The 24,670-nt window shown below is 67.6% G+C and carries 25 protein-coding genes; 7 read left to right on the top strand and 18 right to left on the bottom strand.

The window, feature by feature from the left end; all coding sequences use genetic code 11:
- The first annotated feature begins 38 nt into the window (after positions 1-38).
- A complete protein-coding gene (locus tag E3O65_RS00950) occupies positions 39-650 on the top strand; it encodes a class I SAM-dependent methyltransferase (protein ID WP_134361885.1) in 612 nt (203 codons plus the stop codon).
- Between the two features lie 36 nt (positions 651-686).
- On the opposite strand, the gene dapF is transcribed toward E3O65_RS00950, so the two are convergent.
- From dapF to thyX, 13 genes are all read right to left on the bottom strand, one after another.
- On the bottom strand, positions 687-1,568 hold the full coding sequence (gene dapF / locus E3O65_RS00955) for a diaminopimelate epimerase (protein WP_134361886.1): 882 nt from the start codon (positions 1,566-1,568) through the stop codon (positions 687-689).
- Positions 1,569-1,577: 9 nt separating this feature from the next.
- Entirely contained in the window at positions 1,578-2,588 is a 1,011-nt protein-coding gene (miaA, locus tag E3O65_RS00960; RefSeq protein ID WP_134361887.1) for a tRNA (adenosine(37)-N6)-dimethylallyltransferase MiaA, read from the bottom strand.
- The gene (gene miaB, locus E3O65_RS00965; protein WP_134361888.1) at positions 2,575-4,203 is read right to left on the bottom strand and encodes a tRNA (N6-isopentenyl adenosine(37)-C2)-methylthiotransferase MiaB; all 1,629 of its coding nucleotides are present in this window, start codon (positions 4,201-4,203) and stop codon (positions 2,575-2,577) included. Before miaB ends, miaA begins: the two co-directional genes overlap by 14 nt.
- Before the next feature lie 86 nt (positions 4,204-4,289).
- Positions 4,290-5,105 carry a regulatory protein RecX gene (locus E3O65_RS00970; RefSeq protein ID WP_241985567.1) on the bottom strand — a complete coding sequence of 272 codons (816 nt, stop codon included), beginning with the start codon at positions 5,103-5,105 and terminating at the stop codon, positions 4,290-4,292.
- Positions 5,106-5,108: 3 nt separating this feature from the next.
- Positions 5,109-6,242: a recombinase RecA gene (gene recA, locus E3O65_RS00975; protein ID WP_134361889.1), complete on the bottom strand. Its 1,134-nt coding sequence runs from the start codon at positions 6,240-6,242 to the stop codon at positions 5,109-5,111.
- A 322-nt stretch (positions 6,243-6,564) separates the two neighbouring features.
- Entirely contained in the window at positions 6,565-6,786 is a 222-nt protein-coding gene (locus E3O65_RS00980) for a DUF3046 domain-containing protein (protein ID WP_134361890.1), read from the bottom strand.
- A gap of 9 nt (positions 6,787-6,795) precedes the next feature.
- Positions 6,796-7,101 (bottom strand): helix-turn-helix domain-containing protein, encoded by a 306-nt coding sequence (locus E3O65_RS00985; protein ID WP_134361891.1) that lies wholly within the window; start codon positions 7,099-7,101, stop codon positions 6,796-6,798.
- A gap of 189 nt (positions 7,102-7,290) precedes the next feature.
- The gene (locus E3O65_RS00990) at positions 7,291-7,806 is read right to left on the bottom strand and encodes a CinA family protein (RefSeq protein WP_134361892.1); all 516 of its coding nucleotides are present in this window, start codon (positions 7,804-7,806) and stop codon (positions 7,291-7,293) included.
- Positions 7,799-8,398, bottom strand: coding sequence for a CDP-diacylglycerol--glycerol-3-phosphate 3-phosphatidyltransferase (gene pgsA / locus E3O65_RS00995; RefSeq protein ID WP_134361893.1), 600 nt, complete (start codon positions 8,396-8,398; stop codon positions 7,799-7,801). Before pgsA ends, E3O65_RS00990 begins: the two co-directional genes overlap by 8 nt.
- A 3-nt stretch (positions 8,399-8,401) precedes the next feature.
- On the bottom strand, positions 8,402-11,317 hold the full coding sequence (locus E3O65_RS01000; protein WP_134361894.1) for an FtsK/SpoIIIE family DNA translocase: 2,916 nt from the start codon (positions 11,315-11,317) through the stop codon (positions 8,402-8,404).
- An 85-nt stretch (positions 11,318-11,402) separates the two neighbouring features.
- A complete protein-coding gene (locus E3O65_RS01005) occupies positions 11,403-13,079 on the bottom strand; it encodes a ribonuclease J (RefSeq protein ID WP_134361895.1) in 1,677 nt (558 codons plus the stop codon).
- Between the two features lie 27 nt (positions 13,080-13,106).
- Positions 13,107-14,084 carry a 4-hydroxy-tetrahydrodipicolinate synthase gene (dapA, locus tag E3O65_RS01010; protein WP_134361896.1) on the bottom strand — a complete coding sequence of 326 codons (978 nt, stop codon included), beginning with the start codon at positions 14,082-14,084 and terminating at the stop codon, positions 13,107-13,109.
- Between the two features lie 49 nt (positions 14,085-14,133).
- On the bottom strand, positions 14,134-14,871 hold the full coding sequence (gene thyX / locus E3O65_RS01015) for an FAD-dependent thymidylate synthase (RefSeq protein WP_134361897.1): 738 nt from the start codon (positions 14,869-14,871) through the stop codon (positions 14,134-14,136).
- A 78-nt stretch (positions 14,872-14,949) separates the two neighbouring features.
- Here thyX and E3O65_RS01020 point away from each other — a divergent pair, with 78 nt between their 5' ends.
- The 4 genes from E3O65_RS01020 to E3O65_RS01035 all read left to right on the top strand — a co-directional run bounded on the left by E3O65_RS01020 (position 14,950) and on the right by E3O65_RS01035 (position 17,288).
- The gene (locus E3O65_RS01020) at positions 14,950-15,426 is read left to right on the top strand and encodes a TlpA family protein disulfide reductase (RefSeq protein ID WP_134361898.1); all 477 of its coding nucleotides are present in this window, start codon (positions 14,950-14,952) and stop codon (positions 15,424-15,426) included.
- Complete coding sequence (locus E3O65_RS01025; RefSeq protein WP_134361899.1) at positions 15,398-15,880, top strand: DUF4395 domain-containing protein; 483 nt, start codon at positions 15,398-15,400, stop codon at positions 15,878-15,880. Before E3O65_RS01020 ends, E3O65_RS01025 begins: the two co-directional genes overlap by 29 nt.
- Positions 15,881-15,955: 75 nt before the next feature.
- A complete protein-coding gene (locus E3O65_RS01030; protein WP_134361900.1) occupies positions 15,956-16,381 on the top strand; it encodes an OsmC family peroxiredoxin in 426 nt (141 codons plus the stop codon).
- A 16-nt stretch (positions 16,382-16,397) separates the two neighbouring features.
- On the top strand, positions 16,398-17,288 hold the full coding sequence (locus E3O65_RS01035; protein WP_134361901.1) for a TIGR01777 family oxidoreductase: 891 nt from the start codon (positions 16,398-16,400) through the stop codon (positions 17,286-17,288).
- A 110-nt stretch (positions 17,289-17,398) separates the two neighbouring features.
- Here E3O65_RS01035 and E3O65_RS01040 read toward each other — a convergent pair whose 3' ends face one another.
- Positions 17,399-17,836, bottom strand: a complete 438-nt coding sequence (locus E3O65_RS01040; RefSeq protein WP_134361902.1) for a tetratricopeptide repeat protein — start codon at positions 17,834-17,836, stop codon at positions 17,399-17,401.
- The gene (gene dapB, locus E3O65_RS01045; RefSeq protein ID WP_134361903.1) at positions 17,833-18,672 is read right to left on the bottom strand and encodes a 4-hydroxy-tetrahydrodipicolinate reductase; all 840 of its coding nucleotides are present in this window, start codon (positions 18,670-18,672) and stop codon (positions 17,833-17,835) included. The genes E3O65_RS01040 and dapB overlap by 4 nt, the downstream gene beginning before the upstream one ends.
- 64 nt (positions 18,673-18,736) lie before the next feature.
- On the opposite strand from dapB, the gene E3O65_RS01050 reads away from it, so the two are divergent.
- Positions 18,737-19,243, top strand: a complete 507-nt coding sequence (locus E3O65_RS01050; RefSeq protein WP_134361904.1) for a GNAT family N-acetyltransferase — start codon at positions 18,737-18,739, stop codon at positions 19,241-19,243.
- 40 nt (positions 19,244-19,283) lie between these two features.
- Here the strand turns inward: E3O65_RS01050 and E3O65_RS01055 are convergent, their stop codons facing one another.
- From E3O65_RS01055 to E3O65_RS01065, 3 genes are all read right to left on the bottom strand, one after another.
- Complete coding sequence (locus E3O65_RS01055; RefSeq protein ID WP_134361905.1) at positions 19,284-19,886, bottom strand: histidine phosphatase family protein; 603 nt, start codon at positions 19,884-19,886, stop codon at positions 19,284-19,286.
- A gap of 66 nt (positions 19,887-19,952) precedes the next feature.
- Positions 19,953-21,308: a M16 family metallopeptidase gene (locus E3O65_RS01060; protein WP_134361906.1), complete on the bottom strand. Its 1,356-nt coding sequence runs from the start codon at positions 21,306-21,308 to the stop codon at positions 19,953-19,955.
- Between the two features lie 82 nt (positions 21,309-21,390).
- The gene (locus E3O65_RS01065) at positions 21,391-22,473 is read right to left on the bottom strand and encodes an aldo/keto reductase (RefSeq protein WP_134361907.1); all 1,083 of its coding nucleotides are present in this window, start codon (positions 22,471-22,473) and stop codon (positions 21,391-21,393) included.
- 458 nt (positions 22,474-22,931) lie between these two features.
- On the opposite strand from E3O65_RS01065, the gene E3O65_RS01070 reads away from it, so the two are divergent.
- Positions 22,932-24,551, top strand: coding sequence for a peptide chain release factor 3 (locus tag E3O65_RS01070; RefSeq protein WP_134361908.1), 1,620 nt, complete (start codon positions 22,932-22,934; stop codon positions 24,549-24,551).
- The last annotated feature ends 119 nt before the right edge of the window (positions 24,552-24,670 follow it).

A 24,670-nucleotide genomic window follows, 5' to 3' on the forward strand; every position in this document is an offset into this window, starting at 1 on the left:
TTTAACACTAGTTCCTCGATGCTTGGTAAGTTCCCTCTATGCCTTCCGACCACTACTTCACCCCGGCGCCCGACAACACCCTGAAACTCCGCCAGGTGACCGTGCAGCTCGGCGGCCAGGCCCGCGAACTGACCACCGCCAATTCAGTCTTCAGTCCGGACCACATCGACACCGGCACCCAGGTGCTGTTGAACACCGCGCCCACCCCACCACCCGGCGGCGATTTCCTCGACCTGGGCTGCGGCTGGGGCCCGATCAGCCTGCATTTGGCTCTTGCATCACCGCGGGCCACGATCTGGGCCGTGGACGTGAATGAGCGCGCGCTCGACCTGGTGCGCTTGAACGCCGAGAAGCTCGGCCTCACCAACGTCACCGCGGTGCGTCCCGATCAGGTGCCTGCCCATGTGATTTTCCGCACCATCTGGTCGAACCCGCCCATCCGGGTCGGAAAGACCGAACTGCACACCCTGTTGCGCACCTGGCTGCCGCGCCTGGAACCGGGTTCGGACGCCTGGCTCGTCGTGCAGCGCAACCTCGGCTCCGATTCCCTGCAACGCTGGCTCGACGGTGACCTTCCCGATGATTTCAGCACCTCCCGGCACGCCATCAGTAAGGGCTTCCGGGTGCTGCGGGTCAACCGCAAGGACTAGCACGCCCCCACGGGTCCGCGTCCCGGGCGCCACGGCTCAGCCGAGGCGGAAGACCCCGTCGAAGACGAGTTCCGCCGGCCCGGACAGCGACACGTGCTCGCCGTCCTCGGTCGGGAACATGCGCACGCCCAGCGTTCCGCCGGTGACCTCCACCTGCCATTGGTTGGGGGCACCCGCGCCGGCCCAGTGCCGCGTGGCGAGGGCCGCGGCGGCCGCACCGGTGCCACAAGAGAGGGTTTCACCGCTGCCACGCTCGTGCACGCGCATCCGGATCCGGCCGACGCCGTTCACGATCAGCGGGTCGTGCGGCAACACGAATTCGACGTTCGCGCCGGCATCCTGGACCGGGTCGAGCTGGGGCACGAAGGTCAGGTCGACGCCCGCGAGTTCGTCGTCGTCGGCGAGAGCCACCACCACGTGCGGGTTGCCCACACTGATGCCGAGACCGGGTCGGGCAACGGGCAGGTTCTTGGCGCGCACGAGCGGTTCGCCCCCATCCAGTCGCCACCGGCCGAGATCGACCTGGTAGCCGGCAGCGCCGCGCTGCACATCGCGCACTCCGCCGCGGGTGCCGATGCTGAGGGTTTCGCCGCGGTCCAGGGAGGCCAGCCCCTGCTCGACCAGGAAACGCGTGTACACCCGGATGCCGTTGCCGCACATCTCGGACACGGTGCCGTCGGCGTTCCAGTAGTCCATGAACCATTCGGCCCCGTCGTCCTCGGCGAGGGCGTCCGCGCCGGCGGCCAGGTTCTTCGAACGCACCGCGCGGATGATGCCGTCGGCGCCGATGCCGAAGCGCCGGTCGCAGACCGCGCGGATCTGGCTCGGTGTGAGATCGATCTGCCCGTCCGGGTCGGAGAAGAGCACGAAGTCGTTGCCGGTGCCGTGGCCCTTGGTGAATAGCAGATCAATACCCATGGAACCAGTTTAGGAGGCCGGACCGGGCGCCCAGTGCTCGGCAGGCTGGGCTGGGTCACCGATGCGGGCCAGCGCCCGGTCGACCCGGTCCGGGGCACCGGCGTTGATCCAGTGCGTGTCTGGTGAGCGTTTGAACCAGCTGACCTGACGCCTGGCATACCGGCGGGTGATCTGCTGCGTCTCTTCGATCGCCTGCGCCTGACTGAGCGTCCCCTTCAGCTGGCCGAGAGCCTGGGCATAGCCGATGGCCCGACTGGCGGTGACGCCGCTTTCGATCCCGTGCGGGATCAGGCCGCGCACCTCCTCGACGAGACCGCGTGCCCACATACCCTCCACCCGGGCATCCAGGCGCGGGGTGAGCTCGGCTCGCTGCACGCGGAGGCCAACCGTCACCGCGGGCATCCAGTAGGCAGGGTTGTCCGGCAGGGCGGCCGTATGAGGTGCCCCGGTCAGCGCCACCACCTCGAGGGCGCGCACCAGGCGACGCCCGTTGCTGGCGCCGATACGGGCCGCCGCGACGGGGTCGACGGCCTTCAGCCGGGTGTACAGCGCGCCGGGGCCCCGTTCGGCCAGCTCCGCCTCGAGTCGGGCACGCAGCACAGCGTCCCGGCCGGGGAATTGGAAGTCATAGACCACGGACGACACGTAGAGGCCGGATCCACCGACCAGGATGGGCACGCTGCCACGGGATAGCACACCGGTGATCGCTGCGCGGGCGTCGGTCTGAAAGCGGGCGACGGTGGCCTCGTCGGTGACCGCGAGCACGTCGAGCAGGTGGTGCGGGATGCCGCGCCGTTCCGCCACGGTCAGCTTGGCCGTGCCGATGTCCATGCCCCGATAGAGCTGCATCGCATCGGCGTTGACGATCTCCGCCGCACGCCCCTCCGCGGCGAGGCGCTCGGCGAGATCGAGAGAGAGATCGGATTTTCCGGAGCCGGTCGGCCCAACGATGACGACGAGTGCCGGCTCGGGAGCGGCGACCGCCGGCTTCGCAGCGGGCACCGGCCTAGCGCTCCCCATCGGTGACGTCGTAGATCGGGGTGGTGCTGGCGGCGTTCGAGACCGGTGACCCCACGCGGAGGGTGGGAAGCCCGAGGGAGACAGCTCCGGGCGCCCCGGATGTCCCGCCGTGACTCGGCACGCCACAGGACTCGGCCTCAAGCCGGTCCCACGCGTCGCCGGCGATGGTGCGACGGATGCGCAGCGGCGCCCCGTCAACAGAGTCGGCGATCAGGTGGAACGGGGCAGCCTGCGTCACGGTGACGGTGACGAGGTCACCGGGTCGGGGATGCTCGGACCCCGCCGGCACGTCGAAGTGCACGAGCCGGCTGTCGGGCGCCCGGCCACTGAGCCGATGCGTGTCGGCATCCTTGCGCCCCTCACCGTTGGCGACGAGCAGTTCGACCTCGCGACCGATCAGGGTCTGGTTCTCCTCCCAGGAGATACGCTCCTGCAGCACGGCGAGGCGCTCGTAGCGGTCCTGCACGACCTCCTTGGGAACCTGGTCGGGAAGCGTTGCAGCGGGAGTCCCGGGACGGATGGAGTACTGGAATGTGAACGCGGTCGCGAACCGGGCCAACTCGACAACCCGCAGGGTTTCCTGGAAGTCTTCCTCGGTCTCACCCGGGAAACCCACAATGATGTCGGTGCTGATGGCCGCGTGCGGCATCTGCGCGCGAACCCGTTCGAGGATGCCGAGAAACCGCGCCGAGCGGTACGAGCGACGCATGGCCTTCAGGATCCGGTCTGACCCGGACTGCAACGGCATGTGCAACTGCGGCATGACAGAGGGGGTCTCGGCCATGGCGTCGATCACGTCATCGGTGAAAGCGGCGGGGTGCGGGCTGGTGAACCGGATGCGTTCCAGCCCTGTGATCTGGCCGACCGCGCGCAGCAGCTTGCCGAACGCAAGCCGGTCTCCGAACTCCACCCCGTAGGAGTTGACGTTCTGGCCAAGCAGAGTGACCTCGATGGCCCCGTCATCGACCAGGGCCTGCACCTCGGCGAGGATCTCGCCGGGACGACGGTCCTTCTCCTTGCCGCGCAGCGCGGGCACGATGCAAAACGTGCAGGTGTTGTTGCAGCCAACCGAGATGGAAACCCAACCGCTGTAGCTCGAGTCACGTTTGGTGGGCAGGGTGGATGGGAACGTCTCGAGTGAATCGAGGATCTCCAGCTGAGCCTCGCCGTTGTGCCGGGCACGCTCGAGCATGCTCGGCAGGGACCCCATGTTGTGGGTGCCGAAGACGACGTCGACCCAGGGCGCCTTCTTCAGGATGACGTCTTTGTCCTTCTGGGCCAGGCAACCGCCGACAGCGATCTGCATGCCCTCGTGGCGGCGCTTGACCGAGGCCAGTTGACCGAGGTTGCCGTAGAGCTTGTTGTCGGCGTTCTCGCGCACCGCGCAGGTGTTCAGCACGACGATGTCGGCTTCCTCGCCGTTGGAGGGCACATAACCCGCCGCCTCGAGCGAGCCACTCAGCCGCTCGGAGTCGTGCACGTTCATCTGGCAGCCGAACGTGCGCACCTCGTAGGTGCGCGTGCGTCCCGAGACGTCGTGCGCCGCCGAGGACGGAGCGATCAGGGTCGGCGCACTGAGGCTGGACAAGGGGCGCGTGGCGGTGCTGCTGGTCATAGTGCCCTCAGCTTACGCGGGGGACCTGCGAAACCGGGCCGGGACGGGCTCGGCGGCACGGGGCCGGCCTCGGCCCCGGGTCCGCGCTACTGGAACCGGACGCGCGACGTCGATCCGCCACGGGAATCCATGGCCGCCTTGACGGCGACGCGCACGATGGACGAGTTATAGCCCTTGCGCATCAGGAACGCATTCAGCCGACGATCGATGGTCTGGTCATCGAGCCGGCCGAGCTGACCCACGCGCTTACACGCGATCTCGATGGCCCGCTCGGTCTCGTCGTCGGGCATCTCGTCGAGCTTCTCGAGGATTAGCTCAGGGTCGATTCCGCGGCGGCGCATTTCGGCCTGCACCCCGGAGCGGCCCAGGCCCTTGCGCTCGTGGTGGCTGTGCACGATTTGGTCGGCGAGGCGACCCTCGTCGATGTAGGCAAGTTCGGTGAAACGCTCGATCACCTCTTCGATCTCGTGCGGGTCGATCTCGGTGCCGGCCAAAACAGCACGGGCCTCTGACATTGACAGCGACCGTGCGCGCAGCCGCTGCAGCAAGACCGCTTCGGCACGCTCGCGGTCGGCCGCGGACCGCACCGCAGCACTCTCCGGCGTCTCTTCCTCGTCGACGTCGACGTCGACGTCGGCTACGGCTACGGCGAACGGGGCGGCGTACGGAGCTTCGCTGTCTGACGGGTCGAGGGCAGGAGCGGGATCCACCGGGACGAGGGACGCCGGAGCGGCGCCGCCGAGGTAGGCGACGGGCGCCAGCCGTTCCGCGCTGGCTGCGGGCATCTCGGGCTCAGCCGGCCGGGAGGCGGTGCCGCGCCCCGCGCCGGTGACGCGTGCCGCACTCTTGCGCCGTGCGGCGCTCAACGATGCGACCTCGTCGGCCGGCTCGAAGTGGACCATTCGCTATGCCCCCTTGCGGGCGGCCAGCCGGGCCTGAACGGCCTCGGCCTTGGCGGCAGCGGCTTCCTTGGCGGCCGCTGCGGTCACCAAGGCTGCTGCGGAGTCGATGGCCGCCTGCGCCTTTTTGGCCGCCGCACCCTCGGGACTGATGCCGAGCTTGAAGAGAATCTTCTGCTCGATCTCGTTGGCCATGTCCGCCTCGCGCAGCAGGAAGTTACGCGAGTTCTCCTTGCCCTGGCCCAACTGGTCACCGTCGTAGGTGTACCAGGCGCCGGACTTCTTGACGATGCCGTGGTCGACACCGAAGTCGATCAGGCTGCCCTCACGGGAAATGCCGATGCCGTAGATGATGTCGAATTCCGCCTGCTTGAAGGGCGGGGCCATCTTATTTTTGACGACCTTGACCCTGGTGCGGTTGCCGACGGCCTCGGTGCCGTCCTTCAGGGTCTCGATGCGCCGGATGTCGAGGCGCACCGACGCGTAGAACTTGAGCGCCTTGCCACCGGCGGTGGTCTCGGGGCTGCCGAAGAAGACACCGATCTTCTCGCGCAACTGGTTGATGAAGATCATGGTGGTGTTGGTCTGACTGAGGCCACCGGTGAGCTTGCGCAGCGCCTGCGACATCAGCCGGGCCTGGAGGCCGACGTGGGAGTCGCCCATCTCGCCCTCGATCTCGGCGCGGGGCACCAGCGCCGCGACGGAGTCGATCACGATCAGGTCGATGGACCCGCTTCGCACCAGCATGTCGGCGATCTCGAGCGCCTGCTCGCCCGTGTCGGGCTGGGAGACCAGGAGGGCGTCAATGTCGACGCCGAGCTTGCGGGCGTATTCGGGGTCGAGGGCGTGCTCGGCGTCGATGAACGCTGCGATGCCGCCGTTCTTCTGCGCGTTCGCAATGGCATGCAGGGTGAGGGTGGTCTTTCCCGAGGACTCCGGGCCGTAGATCTCGACGATGCGCCCACGGGGCAGGCCGCCTATGCCGAGGGCCACGTCCAACGCGATCGATCCGGTGGAGATCGTTTCGACAGGGGCACGTTCGTCGCTGCCCAAACGCATGATCGAACCCTTGCCGAACTGGCGGTCGATGGCGGCGAGGGCGGTGTCGAGTGCCTTTTCGCGATCTGCTGATGATGCCATGAGTGGTCTCCTTCGGTCGTGCGTTTCGGCGCCTATAGGCTGTCGAACCTGGCTACCGGGAGGACCCCGACACCCGCTCTCAACAAGGCATGTGCTCTCTGTCGATGACAAGATCCGACTGTACGCGGCACGTCCGACACAGGCCGGAACGGGTAGCGGCAGTGGATAGCTCGTCTTCGACTCCTGCTGTGGAGGAGCCTATCAAGATACGAACACGCATTCGACACTTCCGCGGAATTCGGGGCGTGTCGTGGGTTCGTCTTCGAGGGCACACCGATAGCTCGGACGAGTCGGAGCCGACGCCTGGGTGCGGCTCGGGCGACTAGCTACGGGCCGCCGGGAGGCCGGCACCGTACCAGCGGGCCTGAGGGACATCCGTCTCGGCACATAGAGCGAGCCAGACGTCGCGCGCAGAAGCTCCGCCGGCCAGAGCCTGGTCGGCGGAGCATCCAAACTGCGTCAGGATGAGGTCTCGAGTCAGAACGCGGCCATAGCCATCGCCGAACTCGTCCCTCAAGGCCTGACGGAACTCACTGAGTCGCATGGAATGGAACTAGCGCACCATCATGCCGTCGTAGTTGGCCACGAGTTCGTCTGGCACGGTGTCCGGGAACCGATCGATTCCCTCGATGACGGCAAGCCGATCACCGACTTCGCGCATGATGACTGAGATCGGGGTCTCCAACGCTTCTGCAACGGAGGCCAGAATCTCGGAAGATGCTTCCTTCTGGCCACGCTCCACCTCGCTCAGATACCCGAGGGCCACGCTGGCCTTGCTCGCTACCTGGCGGAGTGTGCGCCCTTTCTGCAGGCGGAAGTCCCTGAGCACATCGCCGATTTCCTGTCGAACAAGAATCATCGGAACCTCCTTCTCGTACTGATTAAGTCGTGCTTATCGAGTACTGATTGATACTTCTGGCGCCCACTCAACCGGGAGGTTTCGTGTGTTGGATCGCAAGAGTACTACAACCGCGAACACCCTGACACTACCGACAACGACTGGGCTTTGCTTGTGAATCTGCTCGTTGTAACCGCCGAATTCGGGGAACTATTCCACCGGTTCTCGGGCTATCAGCTGGTACACAGCTTGGACGGCTTGGGCCACCGAAGCCGCGCGGATGGCCGCCCGGTCGCCGTTGAGGATTAGAGGTATGGACCACGCCTCCCCCTGCCGGGCGAGGCCGAGGAAGACGATGCCCGGCTCCTGACCGCCCTGCGCGTCGGGACCGGCGACGCCCGTGGTGGCCACGCCGATATCCGCGGGTCGCCCGTCCACGGCCAGCCGCGTGCGCACGCCCGCGGCCATCTGCACGGCCACTTGCGGGTGCACGGGGCCATATGCGTCGAGCAGGGCCGGGTCCACGCCGAGGAGGGTGTGCTTGAGGTCGGTCTGGTAGGCAACCACTCCCCCGTTGACGACGACGGATGCGCCGGGGATGCGGATCAGTTCGGCCGTCAAGCCCCCGCCGGTGAGGGACTCGGCGACGGCTATGGTGAGGCTGCGGCGGGTGAGCTCGGCGATGAGTTCGGCCGTGGCATCCGCGGGCACCGGTTGGTCAGTCATGGTCCTGCCGGCGGCGATTCTCCCGGCGGGCGGCCACGAGGTAGTCGATGCCCGTGATCACCGTGAGCATCAGGGCGAGAGCCATCGCGGTCCAGCTGACCCAGTAGATCCACTCGCCGAAGACGAGCCAGAGCGGCAGGAGTGCGAGCGAGATGGCCACGGACTGCAGCAGCGTCTTGAGCTTGCCGCCCCGGGACGCCGGGATGACCCGGTCTCGCAGCATGACGAAGCGGAACACCGTGATGCCGATTTCACGCACCAGGATGACGACCGTCACCCACCACCACAGCTCACCGAGGATGGACAGACAGATCAGAGCGCTGCCGGTGAGCACCTTGTCGGCGATCGGATCGAGGATCTTGCCAAGGTCGGTGACCAGGTTATGCCGACGCGCAATGGCCCCGTCGATGCCGTCGGTGGCGATGGCCACGATGAAGAGGGCGGCCGCCCACCAGCGCAGCGCGCCGTCTTGGCCGGCGTCGGCGAGGAGCATCCAGATGAAGAGCGGTGCGAGCAGGATGCGTACGACCGTGATCAGGTTCGGAAGGTTCCAATTGCTGGGCCGGGTGACCGGTGTGGATGGTGTGGCCATGGGTCAGTCCCTGTCGGTCAGTTGCCAGGCGTCTTCATCGGGGGATGCGTCTTCTTCAGGGTACCCCTCCGACATTTTGGCGACCGGGTCGTCGGAGTAGCGCGGATCCGCCGGGCCGGACGTCTGGTGGGCAGCGGATGCCTGTGCACTGGCGGTGGCGGCGTGGTGTTCGGCGTCGGACCCGCGCAGCAGGGCCAGCACGCCGGGCAGCTGCTCCACGGAGACGAGCACGTCGCGCGCCTTCGACCCCTCGGAGGGGCCGACGATTTCGCGGGACTCGAGCAGGTCCATCAGGCGACCGGCCTTGGCGAAGCCGACGCGGAGCTTGCGCTGCAGCATCGAGGTGGAGCCGAACTGGGTCGACACCACCAGCTCCGCCGCCGCGAGGAGCACCTCGAGGTCGTCACCGATGTCGGAGTCGATCTCCTTGCGGGGGGCGACCATGGAGACATCCGGCCGATAGTCGGGCCGGGCCTGCAGGGTGACGTGCTTGACGACGCGTTCGATCTCGGCCTCATTCACCCAGGCACCCTGCACCCGGATGGCCTTGGACGCGCCCATCGGCAGGAACAGGGCATCGCCCTGCCCGATCAGCTTGTCGGCACCCGGCTGGTCGAGGATGACCCGGGAGTCGGTGACGCTGGTCACGGCGAAAGCGAGGCGCGACGGCACATTGGCCTTGATCAGGCCGGTGACGACGTCGACGCTCGGGCGCTGGGTGGCGAGGACGAGGTGGATTCCGGAGGCGCGCGCCAGCTGGGTGATGCGCACGATCGAGTCCTCGACGTCGCGCGGGGCGACCATCATCAGGTCGGCGAGCTCATCCACCACGACCAGCAGGTACGGGTAGGGCTTGAGACTGCGCAGGCTGCCGGCGGGGAGCACAATTTCATTGTTCACGACGGCCTTGTTGAAGTCGTCGATATGACGGAACCCGAAGCTGGCCAGGTCGTCGTATCGCATGTCCATCTCCTTCACCACCCACTGCAGGGCCTCTGCGGCCTTCTTGGGGCTGGTGATGATGGGGGTGATCAGGTGCGGGACACCGGCATAGGCGGCCAGCTCGACCCGCTTGGGGTCGATCAGCACCATGCGCACATCGCTCGGCTTGGCGCGCATGAGCAGGCTGGTGATCATCGAGTTGACGAAGCTGGACTTGCCCGAGCCGGTGGAGCCGGCGACCAGGAGGTGAGGCATTTTGGCGAGGTTGGCGAGCACGAATCCACCGCCGACGTCTTTTCCGACGCCGATGGTCATGGGGTGGGTGCTGTTCGAGGCCGCCGGCGAGCGGAGCACGTCACCGAGAGTGACGATTTCACGGTCCGTGTTCGGGATCTCGATGCCGATGGCACTCTTGCCGGGGATGGGCGAGAGGATGCGCACCTCGTTGGACGCGACGGCGTAGGAGAGGTTCTTGCTCAGCGCGGTGACCCGCTCCACCTTGACGCCGGGACCGAGCTGGATCTCGTATTGGGTGACAGTGGGGCCGCGGGAGAATCCGGTGACCTTGGCATCGACCTGGAACTGGTTCAGAACCTCGGTGATGGACTTCACGATCTCGTCGTTGGCCGCCGAGCGGGCCTTGGCGGGCGGGCCCTTGGTGAGGGTCGTGTCCGAGGGCAGCAGGTACGGGACCTCGGGCTGGTCGGCGGCCGGAGAGGCCGGGGGCACGAGGGACAGCGGCACGTCGGTCGGACCGGCGGCGGCACCGGCCGCGGCATGGTCGAGCTCGACGAAACCCGGCAGGACCTCCGTCAGTCCCGTCTGGTCGTCGGCTAGGAGCCCGGTCGACGAACCGTGCGGCAGGTCGATCGCACCCGTGAAGCGTTTGATGGCGTCTTCGGCGCGAAGCAGGTCTTCGAGAACTTCGGTGCCGTAGTGGTCTTTGCTGAGACCGGCCGCCGGCGGCGTTGTCTCGAGAGCGGTGTCGAAGCTCCCCCGCTTGTCTCCTCCCAGCAGAGTGCTGAGCGGGTCGGCGCCGTGCGGACCGGCCGCACTGGGATCATCGGACCCCCGCCCTGAGCCGTGCTCGGTGCTGAGCACCCCGCCGAAGTCAGGGTCTTCCTCCCGCTTGCTCGTGTTGCGCCGCCACCAGGGCAGGGCTCCGGGGTCTTCGTCGGTGTCGTCCACACCGTCCAGTTCGACCTGCACGGCCTTCTCGTGCTTGGCCTCCCGGGCCGCTGCGCGTTCCTCGGGGTCGGGAAGCTGAGCACCGAAGAGCCAGGCATAGAGTTCGCGGCTGCGTGCGCCGATGCGATTGGGCGGGGTCTTGGTGATGATGAAGAGACTCAGGACGAGCAGCAGGATGACGACGATGGTCGCACCGATGGCCGTGGTCAGGTAGATCAAGGGGGCAGCGATCATCCAGCCGATGACACCGCCGGCCAAGGCGAGAGTCTCCATTCCGTCGCTGGGGGCGGGTTGGCCGCCGAAGACGTGGCACAGGCCCGACACGGAGACGAGCAGCAGGGACAGACCGATGCCGATGCGGCCGTTGTCGTGCACCGAACTGGGTTTACGAAACAACCAGAGCGCGAAGAGCAGCATGATCACAGGCAGGGCGAACGCGACCCGGCCGAACAGTCCGCCGAAGCTCCATGCGTCGAGGGTCTGGGCGACCGTATTGTTGATCAGGAACCACTCGATCACGGCGCCCGCGATGGACAGAAGCACGAGGAAGAAGGGCAGGCCGTCGCGGCGCTCCTCTTTGGAGAGCTGCTCCGGTCCGAGTGCCCGGGCGGCGCCCCCGGTGACATGGGCCAGTGCCATCCACGACCGCACGAACAGGCTGGGTTTGACCTCTACCGCGGTGAACTTGACGGTTTTCTGGGCGTTGCTGCGGGCTGCGGGCTTGCGCGCCGGAGTGCCCCGCGCAGGCGTGCTGCGGGCGCGACCGTTCGACTTAGTGCTCGTAGCCATGCACCTACGGTACTTCGAACCCCTGACATTGGGGCGCAGGCACGCCAGAATGCCGACCGCGGTGCGGCATCCGGGGCCGGGTGGGTCAGGCCTCGATCACCAGAGGAACGATCATGGGGCGGCGGCGGAAGGCGGTGTTCACCCAACGGCCGACCGTGCGCCGCACGATCTGCTGCAGGGCGACCGGGTCGCGCACCCCGTGTTCGGCGGCCTCGGCCAGCGCGGCAGCGATCTTCGGGCGAACGGCGTCGAACACCGAGTCGTCTTCGGCGAAGCCCTTCGCGTGAATCTCGGGGCCGACGATCACCGTGCCGGTCGCAGCGTCGACCACGATGATGATCGAGATGAACCCCTCCTCGGCGAGGGTGCGACGGTCCTTGAGGTCGGCCTCCGTGATCTCGCCGACGGTGGACCCGTCGACGTAGACGTAGCCGAGGTCGAGCTGGCCCACTCTCCGGGCCACCCCGTCCCTCAGGTCGATGACCGTGCCGTCTTCGGCGAGGATGACGTTCGCCTCGGGAACACCGGTCTCGATCGCCAGTTTCGCGTTGGCGACCAGGTGCCGGTACTCGCCGTGCACGGGCAGCACGTTCTTGGGCTTCAGGATGTTGTAGCAGTACGTCAGTTCCCCCGCGGCGGCGTGCCCGGAGACGTGCACCTTGGCGTTGCCCTTGTGCACAACCGCGGCGCCGAGCTTGGTCAGGCCGTCGATGATGCGGTAGACCGCGTTCTCGTTGCCGGGGATCAGGCTGGACGCCAGGATGACGGTGTCGCCCGGCCCGACCTCGATCTGGTGGTCCTGGTTGACCATCCGGCTGAGCACGGCCATCGGCTCCCCCTGCGAGCCCGTCGACATGTAGACGATCTTGTCGCCCGGGATGTTGCCGGCCTTCTTGAAGTCGACCAGCACGCCCTCCGGCACCCGCAAATGGCCGAGGTCGGCGGCGATGGTCATGTTGCGCACCATCGACCGGCCCAGGAGGGCGACCCGCCGCCCGTTGGCGTGGGCGGCGTCGAGTACCTGTTGCACCCGGTGCACGTGGCTGGAGAAGCTCGCCACGATCACCCGCCGAGGAGCCCGGGCGATGACATCGTCGAGCACGGGGCCGATGGAGCGCTCCGTGGGGGTGAATCCTGGGACGTCGGCGTTGGTGGAATCGACCAGGAAAAGGTCGACCCCCTCGGTGCCCAACCGCGCGAATTCGCGCAGGTCGGTCAGTCGGTTGTCCAGCGGCAGCTGGTCCATCTTGAAGTCGCCGGTGTGCAGAACCGTGCCGCCGGCGGTTTTGATCGCCACCGCCAGCGCGTCGGGGATGGAGTGGTTGACGGCGACGAATTCGAGGTTGAACGGGCCGAGCCGTTCCGTTTGGCCTTCCGTGACCTGCAGCGTGTACGGCGTGATGCGGTGTTCCTTGAGCTTTGCCTCGATGAAGGCGAGGGTGAGGCCGGAACCGATCAGCGGGATGTCCGCGCGCAACTTCAGGAGGTAGGGGACGGCGCCGATGTGGTCCTCGTGGCCGTGCGTGAGCACGACCGCGAGGATGTCGTCGAGGCGGTGCCGGATGGGGCTGAAGTCAGGCAGGATCAGGTCGACGCCAGGCTGGTGCTCCTCGGGGAACAGCACCCCGCAATCGACGATCAACAGTTTGCCGTCGATCTCGAACGTGGTCATGTTGCGGCCGATTTCGCCCAAGCCGCCGATCGGCGTGATGCGGAGGGTTCCCGCCTCAAGCGGGGCCGGGTCGTACACGTCGATGGGCACAGGCTCTCCTCAGGTTCGGTAAGGCGGTTAGCGTGTCGTTCCGGCGACCTTCGGCAGGGCACCGCCGGCTGCGGCGTTGCGGTCCGGTCGGAAGTTCGAGAAATCCACGCCGGGGATGTTCTTGACCAGGTCGATCTCGTCTTCGATCTGAGCGGCTTCCCACTCTTCCGGCCCGACCAGCGGCAGGCGCACGCGCGGGCTGTTGATGCGGCCGAGGCCGTGCAGGATGTACTTGACCGCGACCGTTCCAGGCACGTGCGTCATGCACGCCCGCACCAGCGGTTCGAGCTTTTGGTGCGCGGCCGTGGCCGTTTTCAGGTCACCGGCGTTGACGGCATCGACCATCTGGCGGTAGGGGGTGGCGGCGATGTTCGCCGTGACGCCGATCAGCCCGGTCGCACCGATCGAGAGGTGCGGCAGCACGTTGGGGTCGTCGCCGGAGAAATACATCAGGTCGGTCTGGTTGAGCACCCGGCTGACCTGGGCCAGGTCACCCTTGGCGTCCTTGACGGCGAGGATGTTCGGGTGCTTCGCGGCCCGCAAAATCGTCTTGTATTCGATCGGGATGCCCGTGCGCCCCGGGATGTCGTAGAGGATCACGGGCAGGTCCGTGGCATCCGCGATCATGCGGAAATGGGTGAGCACGCCGGCCTGGGTGGGCTTGTTGTAATACGGGGTGACGATCATGTTGCCGTCTGCGCCGGCCTTCTCGCTCTGCTTGGCGAGCTGCATGGCGTGAGCGGTCTCGTTCGAGCCGCCGCCCGTGATGATCTTCGCGCGCCCGCTCGACACATCCTTGCCGACCTCGACGAGGCGGATCTTCTCCGGGTCGGTGAGGGTGGAGGTTTCGCCGGTGGTGCCGGTGACGACGATTCCGTCGGCGCCGGCGTTGATGACGTCGTCGATGTGCTGAGCGACGCCCGCCCAATCGACTTCGCCGTCGGCGGTGAAGGGAGTCACCAGGGCAACGAGGACCTGGCCGAAAGGATTCTGAGACATAGACACGAGAGACACGTTACCGTTCAGCGTTAGCCCGTGCACCGCAGCCGGCGCGTTACGGGGCGACGCGACCGTTCTTGTTGAAGGCGGCATAGGTGAGCGGCATCAGGAGCGCGAACTGGTCTTCCATCTTCTCGGCGCACATTTCGATCTCCCGCTGCGGGAACGATGGGAAGTGGGTTCCCTCACGCTTGGTGCGCAGGCTGAGGAAGTTCATCAGCGCCCGCGCGTTCATGGTCACGTACATGGAAGAGAAGATGTTGAGCGGGAGCACGATGCGGGCGACCTCGCGAGCCACGCCGGCTTCCAGCATCCGCTGGTACGCCGCATAGGCGTGAACGGAAGCCTCGCGGGTCGACTGCTCGACCAGAGCGGCCTGTTCGGCTGTTCCGGGCAGGAAGTCATAGGCGCCGGGCTTGCCGACCTGCACGAGGTTGCGGGTGGGAGCCGGAACGTAGAAGACCGGGTTCAGCTCGCGGTAGCGGCCCGATTCCTCGTTGTAGGAGGCGATGCGGTGACGCATGAACTCCCGGAAAACGAAGATCGGCGCCTGCACGTAGAAGGTCATCGAATTGTGCTCGAACGGCGAGCCGTGGCGGTCGCGCATGAGGTAGTTGATCAGCCCCGCGTCGCCCTTGCTCGCTCCCGCGGCATCCGACTCTTCGACCAGGGCCTTGGTCAGGGTCTGCTCACCCTGCGTGGACACCCGTGCGGCGAACAGCACATCGGAGTCGTGGGCGCTGGCACGCACCAGTTCGACGGTTACATCGCTGCGGAACTCGATTTCAGGCACGCGTAAACGATACCCGGTGCACGCGTAACCTGTCGTCACACACCAGCGACCGGCCGGGAAGCCTTGTAGCTTCTCTACATGGACCCGATCATCGCGCTCAGCCTCGTGCTGGCCCTCGTCGCCGGAGCCACCGTGCTCGGCCTGGTCTGGCAGGCCCGCCAGGGGCGCGCGGCCGTGATCGTGCCGGGCGCACCGGCTGCGCAGGGCACACCGCTCACGCAAGCGGATGTCGGCAGCCCGGTTCCGTTCGGCGCAAACGGCACGCTCGTGCAGTTCTCCACCGACCACTGCGCCCGCTGCCCCGGCACCCACGTGCTGCTTGCCGGCCTGGCCCGCCAGCGGCCCGGTGTCGCTCACGTCGACGTGGACCTCACCCACCGGCGTGATCTCGCGAACCGGTTCGGGATCCTGCAGACCCCGACCACGCTCATCCTGGACGGAACGGGACGCGTGCGCGCTCGCATCGGCGGCGTGCCGAACGGGGCCGACCTCCTCCAGCAGCTCGACCACCTCACCGGGAGTAACCATGACCAGCTCAGCCACCACACGCGCTGACACCCGACCGGACCTCGACCCCCGCGGACCGCGCTTCGGTGCCGCGATCACGGCCGTGCTGCTCCTGGTGGTCGTGTTCCTCTCGTTGACCGGAGCATCCGTTGCCGCCCTCGTCGGCCTGGCCGCACTTGGGGCTCTGTTCGCCTGGGGAGCGTTCGCCGGGGCGGGGCGCCACCCGTACAGCGTGCTGTTCAGGAGGTTCGTGCGCCCGCGGCTGAGCCCGCCGGCGGCACTGGAGAACGCCGCGCCGCCCACGTTCGCGCAGGGCGTGGGGCTTCTGGTCACGCTGACCGGCGTTGTGCTCGGCCTGATCGGGCTGGCACCGGCCGTCGGCGTGTGCGCGGCCATCGCCTTCGTCGCGGCGTTCCTCAATGCCGTTTTCGACTACTGCCTCGGCTGCCAGGTGTACGTGCTGCTGGTGCGAGCCGGGGCCTTCGGCCGCCCCGTAGCCTGATCATTCGCTGGGAGGCACCCCCACGTGGGTCAAGTCGACAGTTAGGCTGAAGCTTCACTTTCAGGAGGCAACACCATGGCACTCACCAGCGAAGCAACCACCGTCTGGACCGGCGATCTGAAGTCCGGCAGCGGTACCGTCACTCTCGACTCCTCTAAGACTGCCGAGTTCCCGGTCACCTGGCAGGCGCGGTCGGTCGGCACCCCGAACACGACCAACCCCGAGGAACTACTCGGAGCCGCCCACGCGGCCTGCTTTTCGATGGCCCTCGCCAACGGCCTCAGCGCCGGCGGACACACCCCTGAGAACATCCAGACCACCGCAGCGGTGACCTTTGAAGCCGGCGTCGGCGTTGTGGGCAGCCACCTTCTGGTCAGCGCCACGATCCCCGGGCTGACCGAAGATGAGTTCGCGGTGTTCGCCGAGGATGCCAAGGCCAACTGCCCGATCTCGAAGGCGCTGGCCGGCGTCCCGATCACCATCGAAGCCGAACTGGCCTAGAGCAGGCGCGCCCTTCATGCGAGTTCTCGTTTCCGGCGCGTCCGGACTGATCGGCACGGAACTGTGCACCCAGTTGGCTGCCGCCGGCCACACCGTCGCCCGACTGGTGCGCCGGGAACCGCGTGGGGCAGACGAATTCCGCTGGGATCCCACAGCGCTGAGCCTGGATGAGAACGCGCTTGAGGGTATCGACGCCGTGATCAACCTGTCCGGGGCATCCATTGCCCGCCTACCCTGGACGAAGGCCTACCGCCGGGAAATTCTCGACTCGCGGGTGCAGGCCACACGCACGCTCACGGATGCGATGCATCGCCGGACGACGCCTCCCGCCACACTGCTCAACGCGTCGGCGGTGGGCGTCTACGGCGACCGCCCGAACGAGGTCCTCACCGACGACTCCCCCGCCGGCACCGACTTCCTGGCGAAAGTGACAACCGCCTGGGAGGCTGAGGCTCACCGCGCGCCCGAGCCGACCAGGGTCGTCGCTCTCCGCACCGGGCTGGTCATCGCCAGGGGCGGTGCCCTGAAACCGTTGCTGCCGATCGTGAAGCTCGGCCTGGGCGGCCCGCTCGGCCGCGGCACCCAGCACTGGCCGTGGATCAGCCTCCACGACGAGGCCGCCGCCATCGTGCACCTGCTCACCTCGACCCTCTCGGGCTCAGTCAACCTGGTCGGCCCCACCCCTGCCACGGCGAATGACGTGATCCGGGCGGTCGCCGCCGGGCTGCACCGTCCGTTTCTGATTCCGGTGCCGGAATTCGTGCTCACCCTGGCGCTGCAGGAGGCCGCTCGCGCCCTCCTGCTGGCCGACCAGCGGATTGTGCCCGACCGGCTGCAGGAGGACGGCTTCGTCTTCGCTCATAGAACTGCGGCCGAGTCCGTGCACTGGATGCTCAGCCGACCGTAGCGTGACAAATGTGGCCGGCCGGCCGGTTCGAGGGCCGGGCCCGCCGGTTTTCGACGGGCACAACCGGCGTTCGGACCACTCGCCGACCGAGGCTGGCGCGCCGAGTCCGGCTAGGGGCGTTCCAGGGTGATGGCGGTGCGGATGGCGCCGCGTGCGCGACGCCGGTCTCCCGCGGAATTGTAGGCCAGGCCGAGCCGGAACCAGGCCCGCCAGTCGTCGGGGGCCGCGTCGACGGCCGCCCGGTAGACCGGGAATTCGGCGTCGGCCGCGTCGCGCAGGGGACGTCCACTGGGGCGGATCGGCAGGTCCTCCACGGGAAGTCCACCCTCTGCCTCTAGCCGCCGCACAAGCCGCTCGGAGTTGCGACCGAACCGGAGTTCGGCAACGAGGGCCCACGCTCCGATCAGCGGCAGCACGAGCAACGCCACACCGATGACGATGCCCACGGGTTCCCCGCTCTGCAGGAACAACACGGCCCGCCAACCCACGAGGCCCAGGTAGAAGAGGAGGAGCAGGGCCATCAGGCCGGCGGCGACGCGGCCCTTCATTTCGAGGACCCGGTCGCCTCTGAACCGCCCGCCTCTGAACCGGTCGCCTCTGAACCACTCGCCTCTGAACCACTCGCCTCTGAACCACTCGCCTCTGAACCACTCAGACCGAGGTCGATGATCTGGTCCAGTCCGACCGTCACGCCGACCGCCGTGCGCGCGGCGGCCAGCGCGAGCAGGATTCCCCGCTCGTAGGACGCTGCCGACAAGGTGTTGTGGCTGATGGTGAGGGTCTCCCCCGCTCCGCCGAAGATCACGTCCTGGCGCGCCAGCATGCCGTCCAGGCGCAGGCTGTGCACGGGGATGCTCGATACCTGCTGGCCGCGGGCACGCTGGTCGATGTGCGGCGCGGACACCGGCCCGATCTCGGCCCTGGCCCGCCCGATCAGCTCGGCGGTGCGCACGGCGGTACCCGACGGGGAGTCGACCTTGCCGGCCTGATGCGCCTCGATGATCTCGATGGAGTCGAAGACGAGCGCCACCTGCACTGCGAGGCCGGTCGCGATGACGGACCCGATCGAAAAGTTGGGAATGATGACGACGCCGAGGTCGTCCCGGCCCACAACGCGGGTCGCGAGGGCATCGATGCGACTCTGTGACCAGCCGGAGGTGCCCACCAGCACCCGCAGTCCGTGATCGACTGCGAAGTCGACAACGCTCTGGCTGACTCCGGGCAGGGTCAGGTCGATGACGACCTCCGCTCCGAGCATCTCTGACAGATCACTCCGCGAGTTCAAGCCGGCGACGAGTTCGTAGTCGTCGGACTCCTCGACCAGCCGCGAGACCAGACGGCCCATCGTTCCCGTAACGCCGACGATGGCCACCCTTGTTTTCATGACTCCAATCTACCAATCACGGCCGGGCCTCTGCAGCGGCGATGCATCGAGTTAGCCTTGGGCCATGTCTGACTCTCCGACTCTGGCCTTCTGCGACGTTTCGGTGACGGATGCCGGCTCCATTGTGCTACTCACGCAGTACTTCAGCGACCGGGAATCGAGCTTCCCCGCCGCCCAGGGTCAGTACCGCACCACCTTTCCGACGCCGGAACACTTTCTCCCGCCGCGCGGTGTTTTTCTCCTGGTCAGCGATCACAAGGGGCCGGCCGAGCGTGCCTTCGTGGGGTGCGGGGGCATCCGTCGGCTAGCGGATTCCACGGCCGGTGATGTTCGATTCGAGATCAAGCACCTCTGGCTCCAGCCGCAGGTGCGCGGGCGGGGCTGGGGACGCGCCCTGCTGGGCGAGCTCGAGCGACGCGCCCGGGCGTTCGGCGCGGGCGAGGTTGTGCTCGACACCAACGCGAGCCTCACCGCCGCCGGCGCGCTCTATGCGCAATCGGGCTACGAGCCGTGCGCGCCGTACAACGACAACCCGAACGCCACGAACTGGTACCGCAAGCGCCTCCCCTAGAAGCTGTGCCTGGAGCCTGGAGCGGGGGTGCACGACGCAGCTAGAACAGAAGCGGGTCAGGCAATCCGGTGCGCAGCTCGACCGGGAGGTGGCCCGTGTCATTGTGGGTGAGCAGGGTCCACGGGCGTCCCGGCTTCTGGTGCAGCACGGTCAGGCCGCAGTTGGCCTGGTTGATGCTGATCCAACGCCAGTCGGGGGCGCCGAGCACCTCGCGCACGAACCAGGCGATGACGAAGTTGTGGGTGATCAGGAGGTCGTGGCGCTCGCCGCGGCGCGGCTGCAGGAACTCGGCGACGGCGTCTCCCATCTGGGCGCTGCCGGCCTCGATGTCGGCCTCGGAGACCCCACCGAAGAACGGCGCGTACGCGGACGGCGTCTCCGGCGCCTTGCCGGACGGGATGCAGTCGAAGAGCAGCGGGCTGGGGATCGGGGTCAACGCCGGCAGGCGCTGTGCGATGATCTTCGCCGTTTCGGCGGCTCGCTGCAGCGGCGAGTGCCACGCGTCCGTGAACGGCACACCGCCGAGGCGTTCGGCGATCAGTTGCGCCTGCCGGGTGCCGCGAGCGGACAGGGGGCCGTCGGGCAGACCGTGTTCGGCATCCTGCTGCTCACCGTGGCGAACGAGGTAAATGTAGTGGTGCAACGTTTGTCTCTCTCACTCGGGCTCTGCACACCATCGTGCGGCCCGGGCTTGTCTCGGTGGAAAAGGTCAGGAGGGGACAGTGGCAGGCAGGATCGCGTCGAAAACGTCGTCGTCGAGTGCGCCGACCGCAGAGATGGACAGCGGCCCGGCGGCCAGCTCGGCGGCGAGGTTCTGCACGTCGTCGGCGGTGACCTGCGCGAGCCGGCCGAGGGCCTCGTCGAGGTCGATGAACTCGCCCAGGGTGATTTCGGAGCGGCCGAGCCGAGACATCCGAGTGTCGGAATCTTCGAGGGCCAGAGCGGATGCGCCGGACAGCTGCCCCGCGGCACGCGTCATCTCGGCGGCCGTAACCCCGTGTTCGGCGAGGCGGTGCAGCTCGCCGAGCATCAGCTCGGCCACCTGGCCGGCCTTCGCGGGTGTGCAGCCCGCATACATGCCGAACAGGCCCGCATCGGAGTAGCCGGGCGCGAACGAGTAGACCGAGTACGCCAGGCCGCGCTTCTCGCGCACCTCCTGGAACAGGCGCGAAGACATTCCGCCGCCGAAGACCGAGTTGAGCACGCTCATGGTCACACGACGGTCGTCGGTGGCCAGCAGACCGGGGAAGCCCATCAGGATGTTCGCCTGCTCGAGCGGGCGACGCACGATGCTGACCGGGGAGCCCTGCGCGAGAGTGGCCGGCACACCGGAACGACGGCTGACCGGCGGGGCGGAGACGTTGAGGTCCCAGCCCGAGAGGGCCATCGCTCGGGTGACGGCGGCGACCAGCACGTCGTGGTCGACCGCGCCGGCCACCGTGACGACGAGGTCCTGTGGGCGGTAGTTCGCTCGATAGTGCTCGTGCACGGCCGCGTGGGTGGCCGCCCGGATGGTCTCGGCGCTGCCGCCGATCGGGCGCCCCAGCGGGTGGTGGCCCATGACCGCTTCGAAGAACCGCTCATTGGCCACGTCCGACGGGTCGTCGTCAGCCATCGCAAGCTCTTCGAGGATGACGCCGCGCTCGTTCTCGAATTCGATCGGGTCGAGCAGGGAGGACGTGAGCATGTCGGTGAGAACTTCGACCGCCATCGGCAGGTCTCTGTCCTGCACCTTGGCGTAGTAGCAGGTGTATTCCTTGGCCGTCATCGCGTTGTGCTCGCCGCCGACTGAGTCGAAGGCGATCGCGATGTCGAGGGCGGTGCGCGTGGCTGTGCCCTTGAACAAGAGGTGTTCCAGAAAGTGGGTGGAGCCGAAGTGGCCGGGCTCTTCGTCGCGGGATCCGACGGCGACCCAATAGCCGATGGTCAGGCTGCGACTGCCGGGAACATGCTCCGACACAATGCGAAGGCCGCTGGGCAGCACGCTGCGGCGCACGAGGGAGTCACCCGCCGCTCGGAACGAGAGCTCGGGCAGATCCAGGGGAAATTCGACAGCACCGTTCATGAGACTCCACCTTACGTCACCGGTCGACGAGGGCCAGGTGGCCGCGGGCCGGGTCGCGACCGGTTCGCGCGCGGCCGATTCGTCAGGTCGACACGCGGTCGAGGTCGACCATGTCGCCGCGGGTCAGACGGATGCCGGCGGCCGCGACGAGGGCATCCACCTGGTCGGGGTGGCTGGCGCTGGCCACGGGAGCCACGACCGGGCCACGGGCGAGCAACCAGGCGATCGCGATCGCTGCCGGAGCGGCATCGTGCTCCTCGGCGATCCGGTCCAGGACGCTGAGCACGCGGAACCCGTTGCGATTGAGGTATTTGGCACCGCGCGAGCTGCGGGTGGTCTTCTCCAGATCGGCCTTGGACCGGTACCGGCCGGCCAGGAAGCCGTGCGCGAGCGCGAAGTACGGCAGCACCCCCATGCCCTGAGCCCGCGTGACGAGGTCCAGGGACGATTCGAAGGCGGTGCGATGCAGGAGGTTGTACTGCGTTTGCAGGGCTACGAAGCGGGGCAGGCCGTTGGCCGCGAGCACCCGGGCCTCCATCAGCCGTTCAGCGGAGAAGTTGGACGCGGCGAGATAGCGCACCAGCCCGCCGCGGATGAGCACGTCGACGGCGCCGAGGCTCTCTTCCAACGACACGGTCGGGTCATCGAAGTGGAAGTGCAGCAGGTCGATGTAATCCGTTCCCAGCCGCTCGAGCGAGGCATGCACGGCACCGATGATGCTCCGGGAGGAGAGCCCCGGGTTGTCGAGGTTCTTGCCGATCTTGGTGGCGATGACGGTGCTGTCGCGGGTTCGGCGCGAGCGCAGCCAGGACCCGATGATCACCTCGCTGCGTCCGGAGGTGTAGCTGTCCGCCGTGTCGAGGAAGTTGCCGGCGAGGTCGCGGTGGCGATCGAGGATGCGATGGCTCGTTGCACCGTCGGCGGTCCACCCGAACACGCTCGTGCCCAGGGCCAGTGGATGCACCGTGAGGTCGGTGTCCGCGATGGTGCGGCGGAGGGCGAGCGGGGCGGACAGATGCGGGAGCGCGAGCGGGGCCGGGTTGTCCGGGAGTACCGTCGGCGGGACCGTCGGGATGGACTGGGACAGCGACGAGGGGCCCCGTTCGGTTGGCGGGGTGGTCGGCGGGGTGGTGGTGCGGGTGGTCGCGCAATGGGAACCGTGCATGCCCGGATTCGGCATCCGTTGTCTCCCTCCGATTGTGCTGAGAGTATCCCCGGGGCCGGGCGTTGCACAGGACACGCCTGGACCGTTACCAAACCGTGCGCGTGGGCGCGCTGAACTCCCCGTGGCAGCCTGGCGCCAGGCCCGTTGCGAGCCTCCTGACCCGCGGGGGGAACCTCGCTGGCTCCGCCGACCGCCCGCCACCAGGACGGGCTGGTGGCCGCCGGCCGCGACGGTGAGCTCTAGAACCTCTGGCGTACTGCGGTCCCCGCCCGAGGAGATGCGGGCCGAGATCGATCGGATTCGGCAGTGGCTCTTGCTCGAGCAGGGTCTGCGACGACGGATGGGCGCGAACTGTGCTCCCAGCGTGGGAAGTTACAATTGGGGTGTAACGATTCTTGTGTAGCGGTCGCCCAGGCTTTCCCCCGCGCCTGCCCGAATCATCCGCGAAAGAAGGATCCATGACGCAGCTCGCTGGCATGTCCACGCCCGAGGTACTGACCGAAGCACGCCGGCGACGGACGTTCGCCGTGATTTCGCACCCCGACGCGGGCAAGTCGACCCTCACCGAGGCCCTGCTCCTGCACGCTCGCGCGATCACCACGGCCGGCGCGACGCACGGCAAGGCCGGCCGACGCGGCACCGTGTCCGACTGGATGGCGATGGAGCAGGCGCGCGGAATCTCTGTGACCAGCGCGGCCATTCAGTTCGAGTACCGCGACGCCGTGATCAATCTGGTGGACACCCCCGGGCACGCGGACTTCTCCGAGGACACCTTCCGCGTGCTCTCCGCCGTCGACGCCGCGGTGATGCTCGTGGACGCCAGCAAGGGTCTCGAAGTGCAGACCATGAAGCTGTTCGAGGTTTGCAAGCAGCGTGGCCTCCCCGTGATCACCGTCATCAACAAGTGGGACCGTCCGGGTGCCGAGGCACTGGACCTGATGGATGAGATCCGAGAGCGCACCGGGCTCTTGCCCACTCCCCTGACCTGGCCCGTCGGAATCGCCGGCGACTTCCGTGGCGTGATCGACCGCGCTTCCCACGAATTCATCCGCTTCCACCGCACCGCCGGCGGAGCGAAGACCGCGGAGCCCGAACGCCTCAGCGAGGCCGTCGCGGCTGCCGAAGAGGGCGCCGCCTGGATCACCGCCACCGAGGAATCCGAGCTACTCGCCGAGGAGGGCCAGGACCACGACGAGGCCCGCTTCCTCGCGAACGAGACTACCCCGGTGCTCTTCGCCGCGGCCGTGCTCAACTTCGGCGTTCAGCACATTCTGGACACCCTCGTGGACTTCGCGCCGGCCGCGGAAGCCCGAGAGGACGCATCCGGTGGTCACCGCCCCGTGAACAGCGCCTTCTCCGGCTTCGTGTTCAAGGTGCAGTCCGGGATGAACGCCTCGCATCGCGACCACGTCGCCTTCGTGCGGGTCTGTTCGGGTCAGTTCAAGCGCGGGATGATCGTGACCCACGCGGCCAGCGGCCGCCCGTTTGCCACCAAGTACGCCCAGCACCTGTTCGGGCGCGAGCGCGAGGTGGCCGACGAGGCCTGGCCCGGCGACATCGTCGGCCTGGTCAACGCCTCCGCCCTGCGCGTGGGCGACACGATCTTCGAGACCGAAGCTGTTGAGTACCCGCCGCTGCCGATGTTCGCCCCGGAGCATTTCCGGGTGGTGCGGTCGGCGGACTCCAGCAAGCACAAGCAGTTCCGCCGTGGGATCGACCAGCTCGACCACGAAGGCGTCATCCAGGTGCTCCGCTCGGAGCTGCGCGGCGACCAGGCGCCCGTGCTCGGCGCCGTCGGGCCGATGCAGTTCGAGGTCGTTGAAGAACGGATGACGCACGACTTCGGCGCGGCCATCCGCACCGAGGCTCTGCCCTACCAACTGGCCCGCCGCACCGACCGGGCGAGCGCCGAGATCCTCGGGCACGACCGTCAGGTCGAGGTGCTGATGCGTTCCGACGGCACCATGCTCGCCCTGTTCAGCACCCCGTGGCGGCTGCGGAACACCGTGCGCGACCACCCCGAGCTGATGCTGGAAGACCTGGCCACGGGCAGCAACGCGGTTCCCGCCGCTTACTAGGCGCGATTCTGTTGATTCGCCGGCCCACAGCCCGAACGAATTCGACGGAGATTATGCCGGAATCGGCCCCAAACGGGGCGAGAAACCGCTCTCACATCACATTCTCCGTCGAATTGGTC

The organism is Cryobacterium breve (assembly GCF_004402375.1).
Taxonomy (GTDB): domain Bacteria; phylum Actinomycetota; class Actinomycetes; order Actinomycetales; family Microbacteriaceae; genus Cryobacterium; species Cryobacterium breve.

Bases quoted from the DNA above. Each gene is read 5' to 3' on its own strand.
- E3O65_RS01035 (WP_134361901.1), top strand. From the start codon at position 16,398: ATGCGAGTTCTCGTTTCCGGCGCGTCCGGACTGATCGGCACGGAACTG.
- pgsA (WP_134361893.1), bottom strand. From the start codon at position 8,398: ATGGCCACACCATCCACACCGGTCACCCGGCCCAGCAATTGGAACCTT.
- E3O65_RS00985 (WP_134361891.1), bottom strand. From the start codon at position 7,101: ATGATTCTTGTTCGACAGGAAATCGGCGATGTGCTCAGGGACTTCCGC.
- dapB (WP_134361903.1), bottom strand. From the start codon at position 18,672: ATGAAAACAAGGGTGGCCATCGTCGGCGTTACGGGAACGATGGGCCGT.
- E3O65_RS01000 (WP_134361894.1), bottom strand. From the start codon at position 11,317: ATGGCTACGAGCACTAAGTCGAACGGTCGCGCCCGCAGCACGCCTGCG.
- E3O65_RS01070 (WP_134361908.1), top strand. From the start codon at position 22,932: ATGACGCAGCTCGCTGGCATGTCCACGCCCGAGGTACTGACCGAAGCA.
- dapF (WP_134361886.1), bottom strand. From the start codon at position 1,568: ATGGGTATTGATCTGCTATTCACCAAGGGCCACGGCACCGGCAACGAC.
- E3O65_RS00980 (WP_134361890.1), bottom strand. From the start codon at position 6,786: ATGCGACTCAGTGAGTTCCGTCAGGCCTTGAGGGACGAGTTCGGCGAT.
- E3O65_RS01065 (WP_134361907.1), bottom strand. From the start codon at position 22,473: ATGCACGGTTCCCATTGCGCGACCACCCGCACCACCACCCCGCCGACC.
- E3O65_RS00990 (WP_134361892.1), bottom strand. From the start codon at position 7,806: ATGACTGACCAACCGGTGCCCGCGGATGCCACGGCCGAACTCATCGCC.
- recA (WP_134361889.1), bottom strand. From the start codon at position 6,242: ATGGCATCATCAGCAGATCGCGAAAAGGCACTCGACACCGCCCTCGCC.
- E3O65_RS01060 (WP_134361906.1), bottom strand. From the start codon at position 21,308: ATGAACGGTGCTGTCGAATTTCCCCTGGATCTGCCCGAGCTCTCGTTC.
- E3O65_RS01050 (WP_134361904.1), top strand. From the start codon at position 18,737: ATGTCTGACTCTCCGACTCTGGCCTTCTGCGACGTTTCGGTGACGGAT.
- E3O65_RS01025 (WP_134361899.1), top strand. From the start codon at position 15,398: ATGACCAGCTCAGCCACCACACGCGCTGACACCCGACCGGACCTCGAC.
- miaA (WP_134361887.1), bottom strand. From the start codon at position 2,588: ATGGGGAGCGCTAGGCCGGTGCCCGCTGCGAAGCCGGCGGTCGCCGCT.
- E3O65_RS01030 (WP_134361900.1), top strand. From the start codon at position 15,956: ATGGCACTCACCAGCGAAGCAACCACCGTCTGGACCGGCGATCTGAAG.
- E3O65_RS01040 (WP_134361902.1), bottom strand. From the start codon at position 17,836: ATGAAGGGCCGCGTCGCCGCCGGCCTGATGGCCCTGCTCCTCCTCTTC.
- miaB (WP_134361888.1), bottom strand. From the start codon at position 4,203: ATGACCAGCAGCACCGCCACGCGCCCCTTGTCCAGCCTCAGTGCGCCG.
- E3O65_RS00950 (WP_134361885.1), top strand. From the start codon at position 39: ATGCCTTCCGACCACTACTTCACCCCGGCGCCCGACAACACCCTGAAA.
- E3O65_RS01020 (WP_134361898.1), top strand. From the start codon at position 14,950: ATGGACCCGATCATCGCGCTCAGCCTCGTGCTGGCCCTCGTCGCCGGA.
- E3O65_RS00970 (WP_241985567.1), bottom strand. From the start codon at position 5,105: ATGGTCCACTTCGAGCCGGCCGACGAGGTCGCATCGTTGAGCGCCGCA.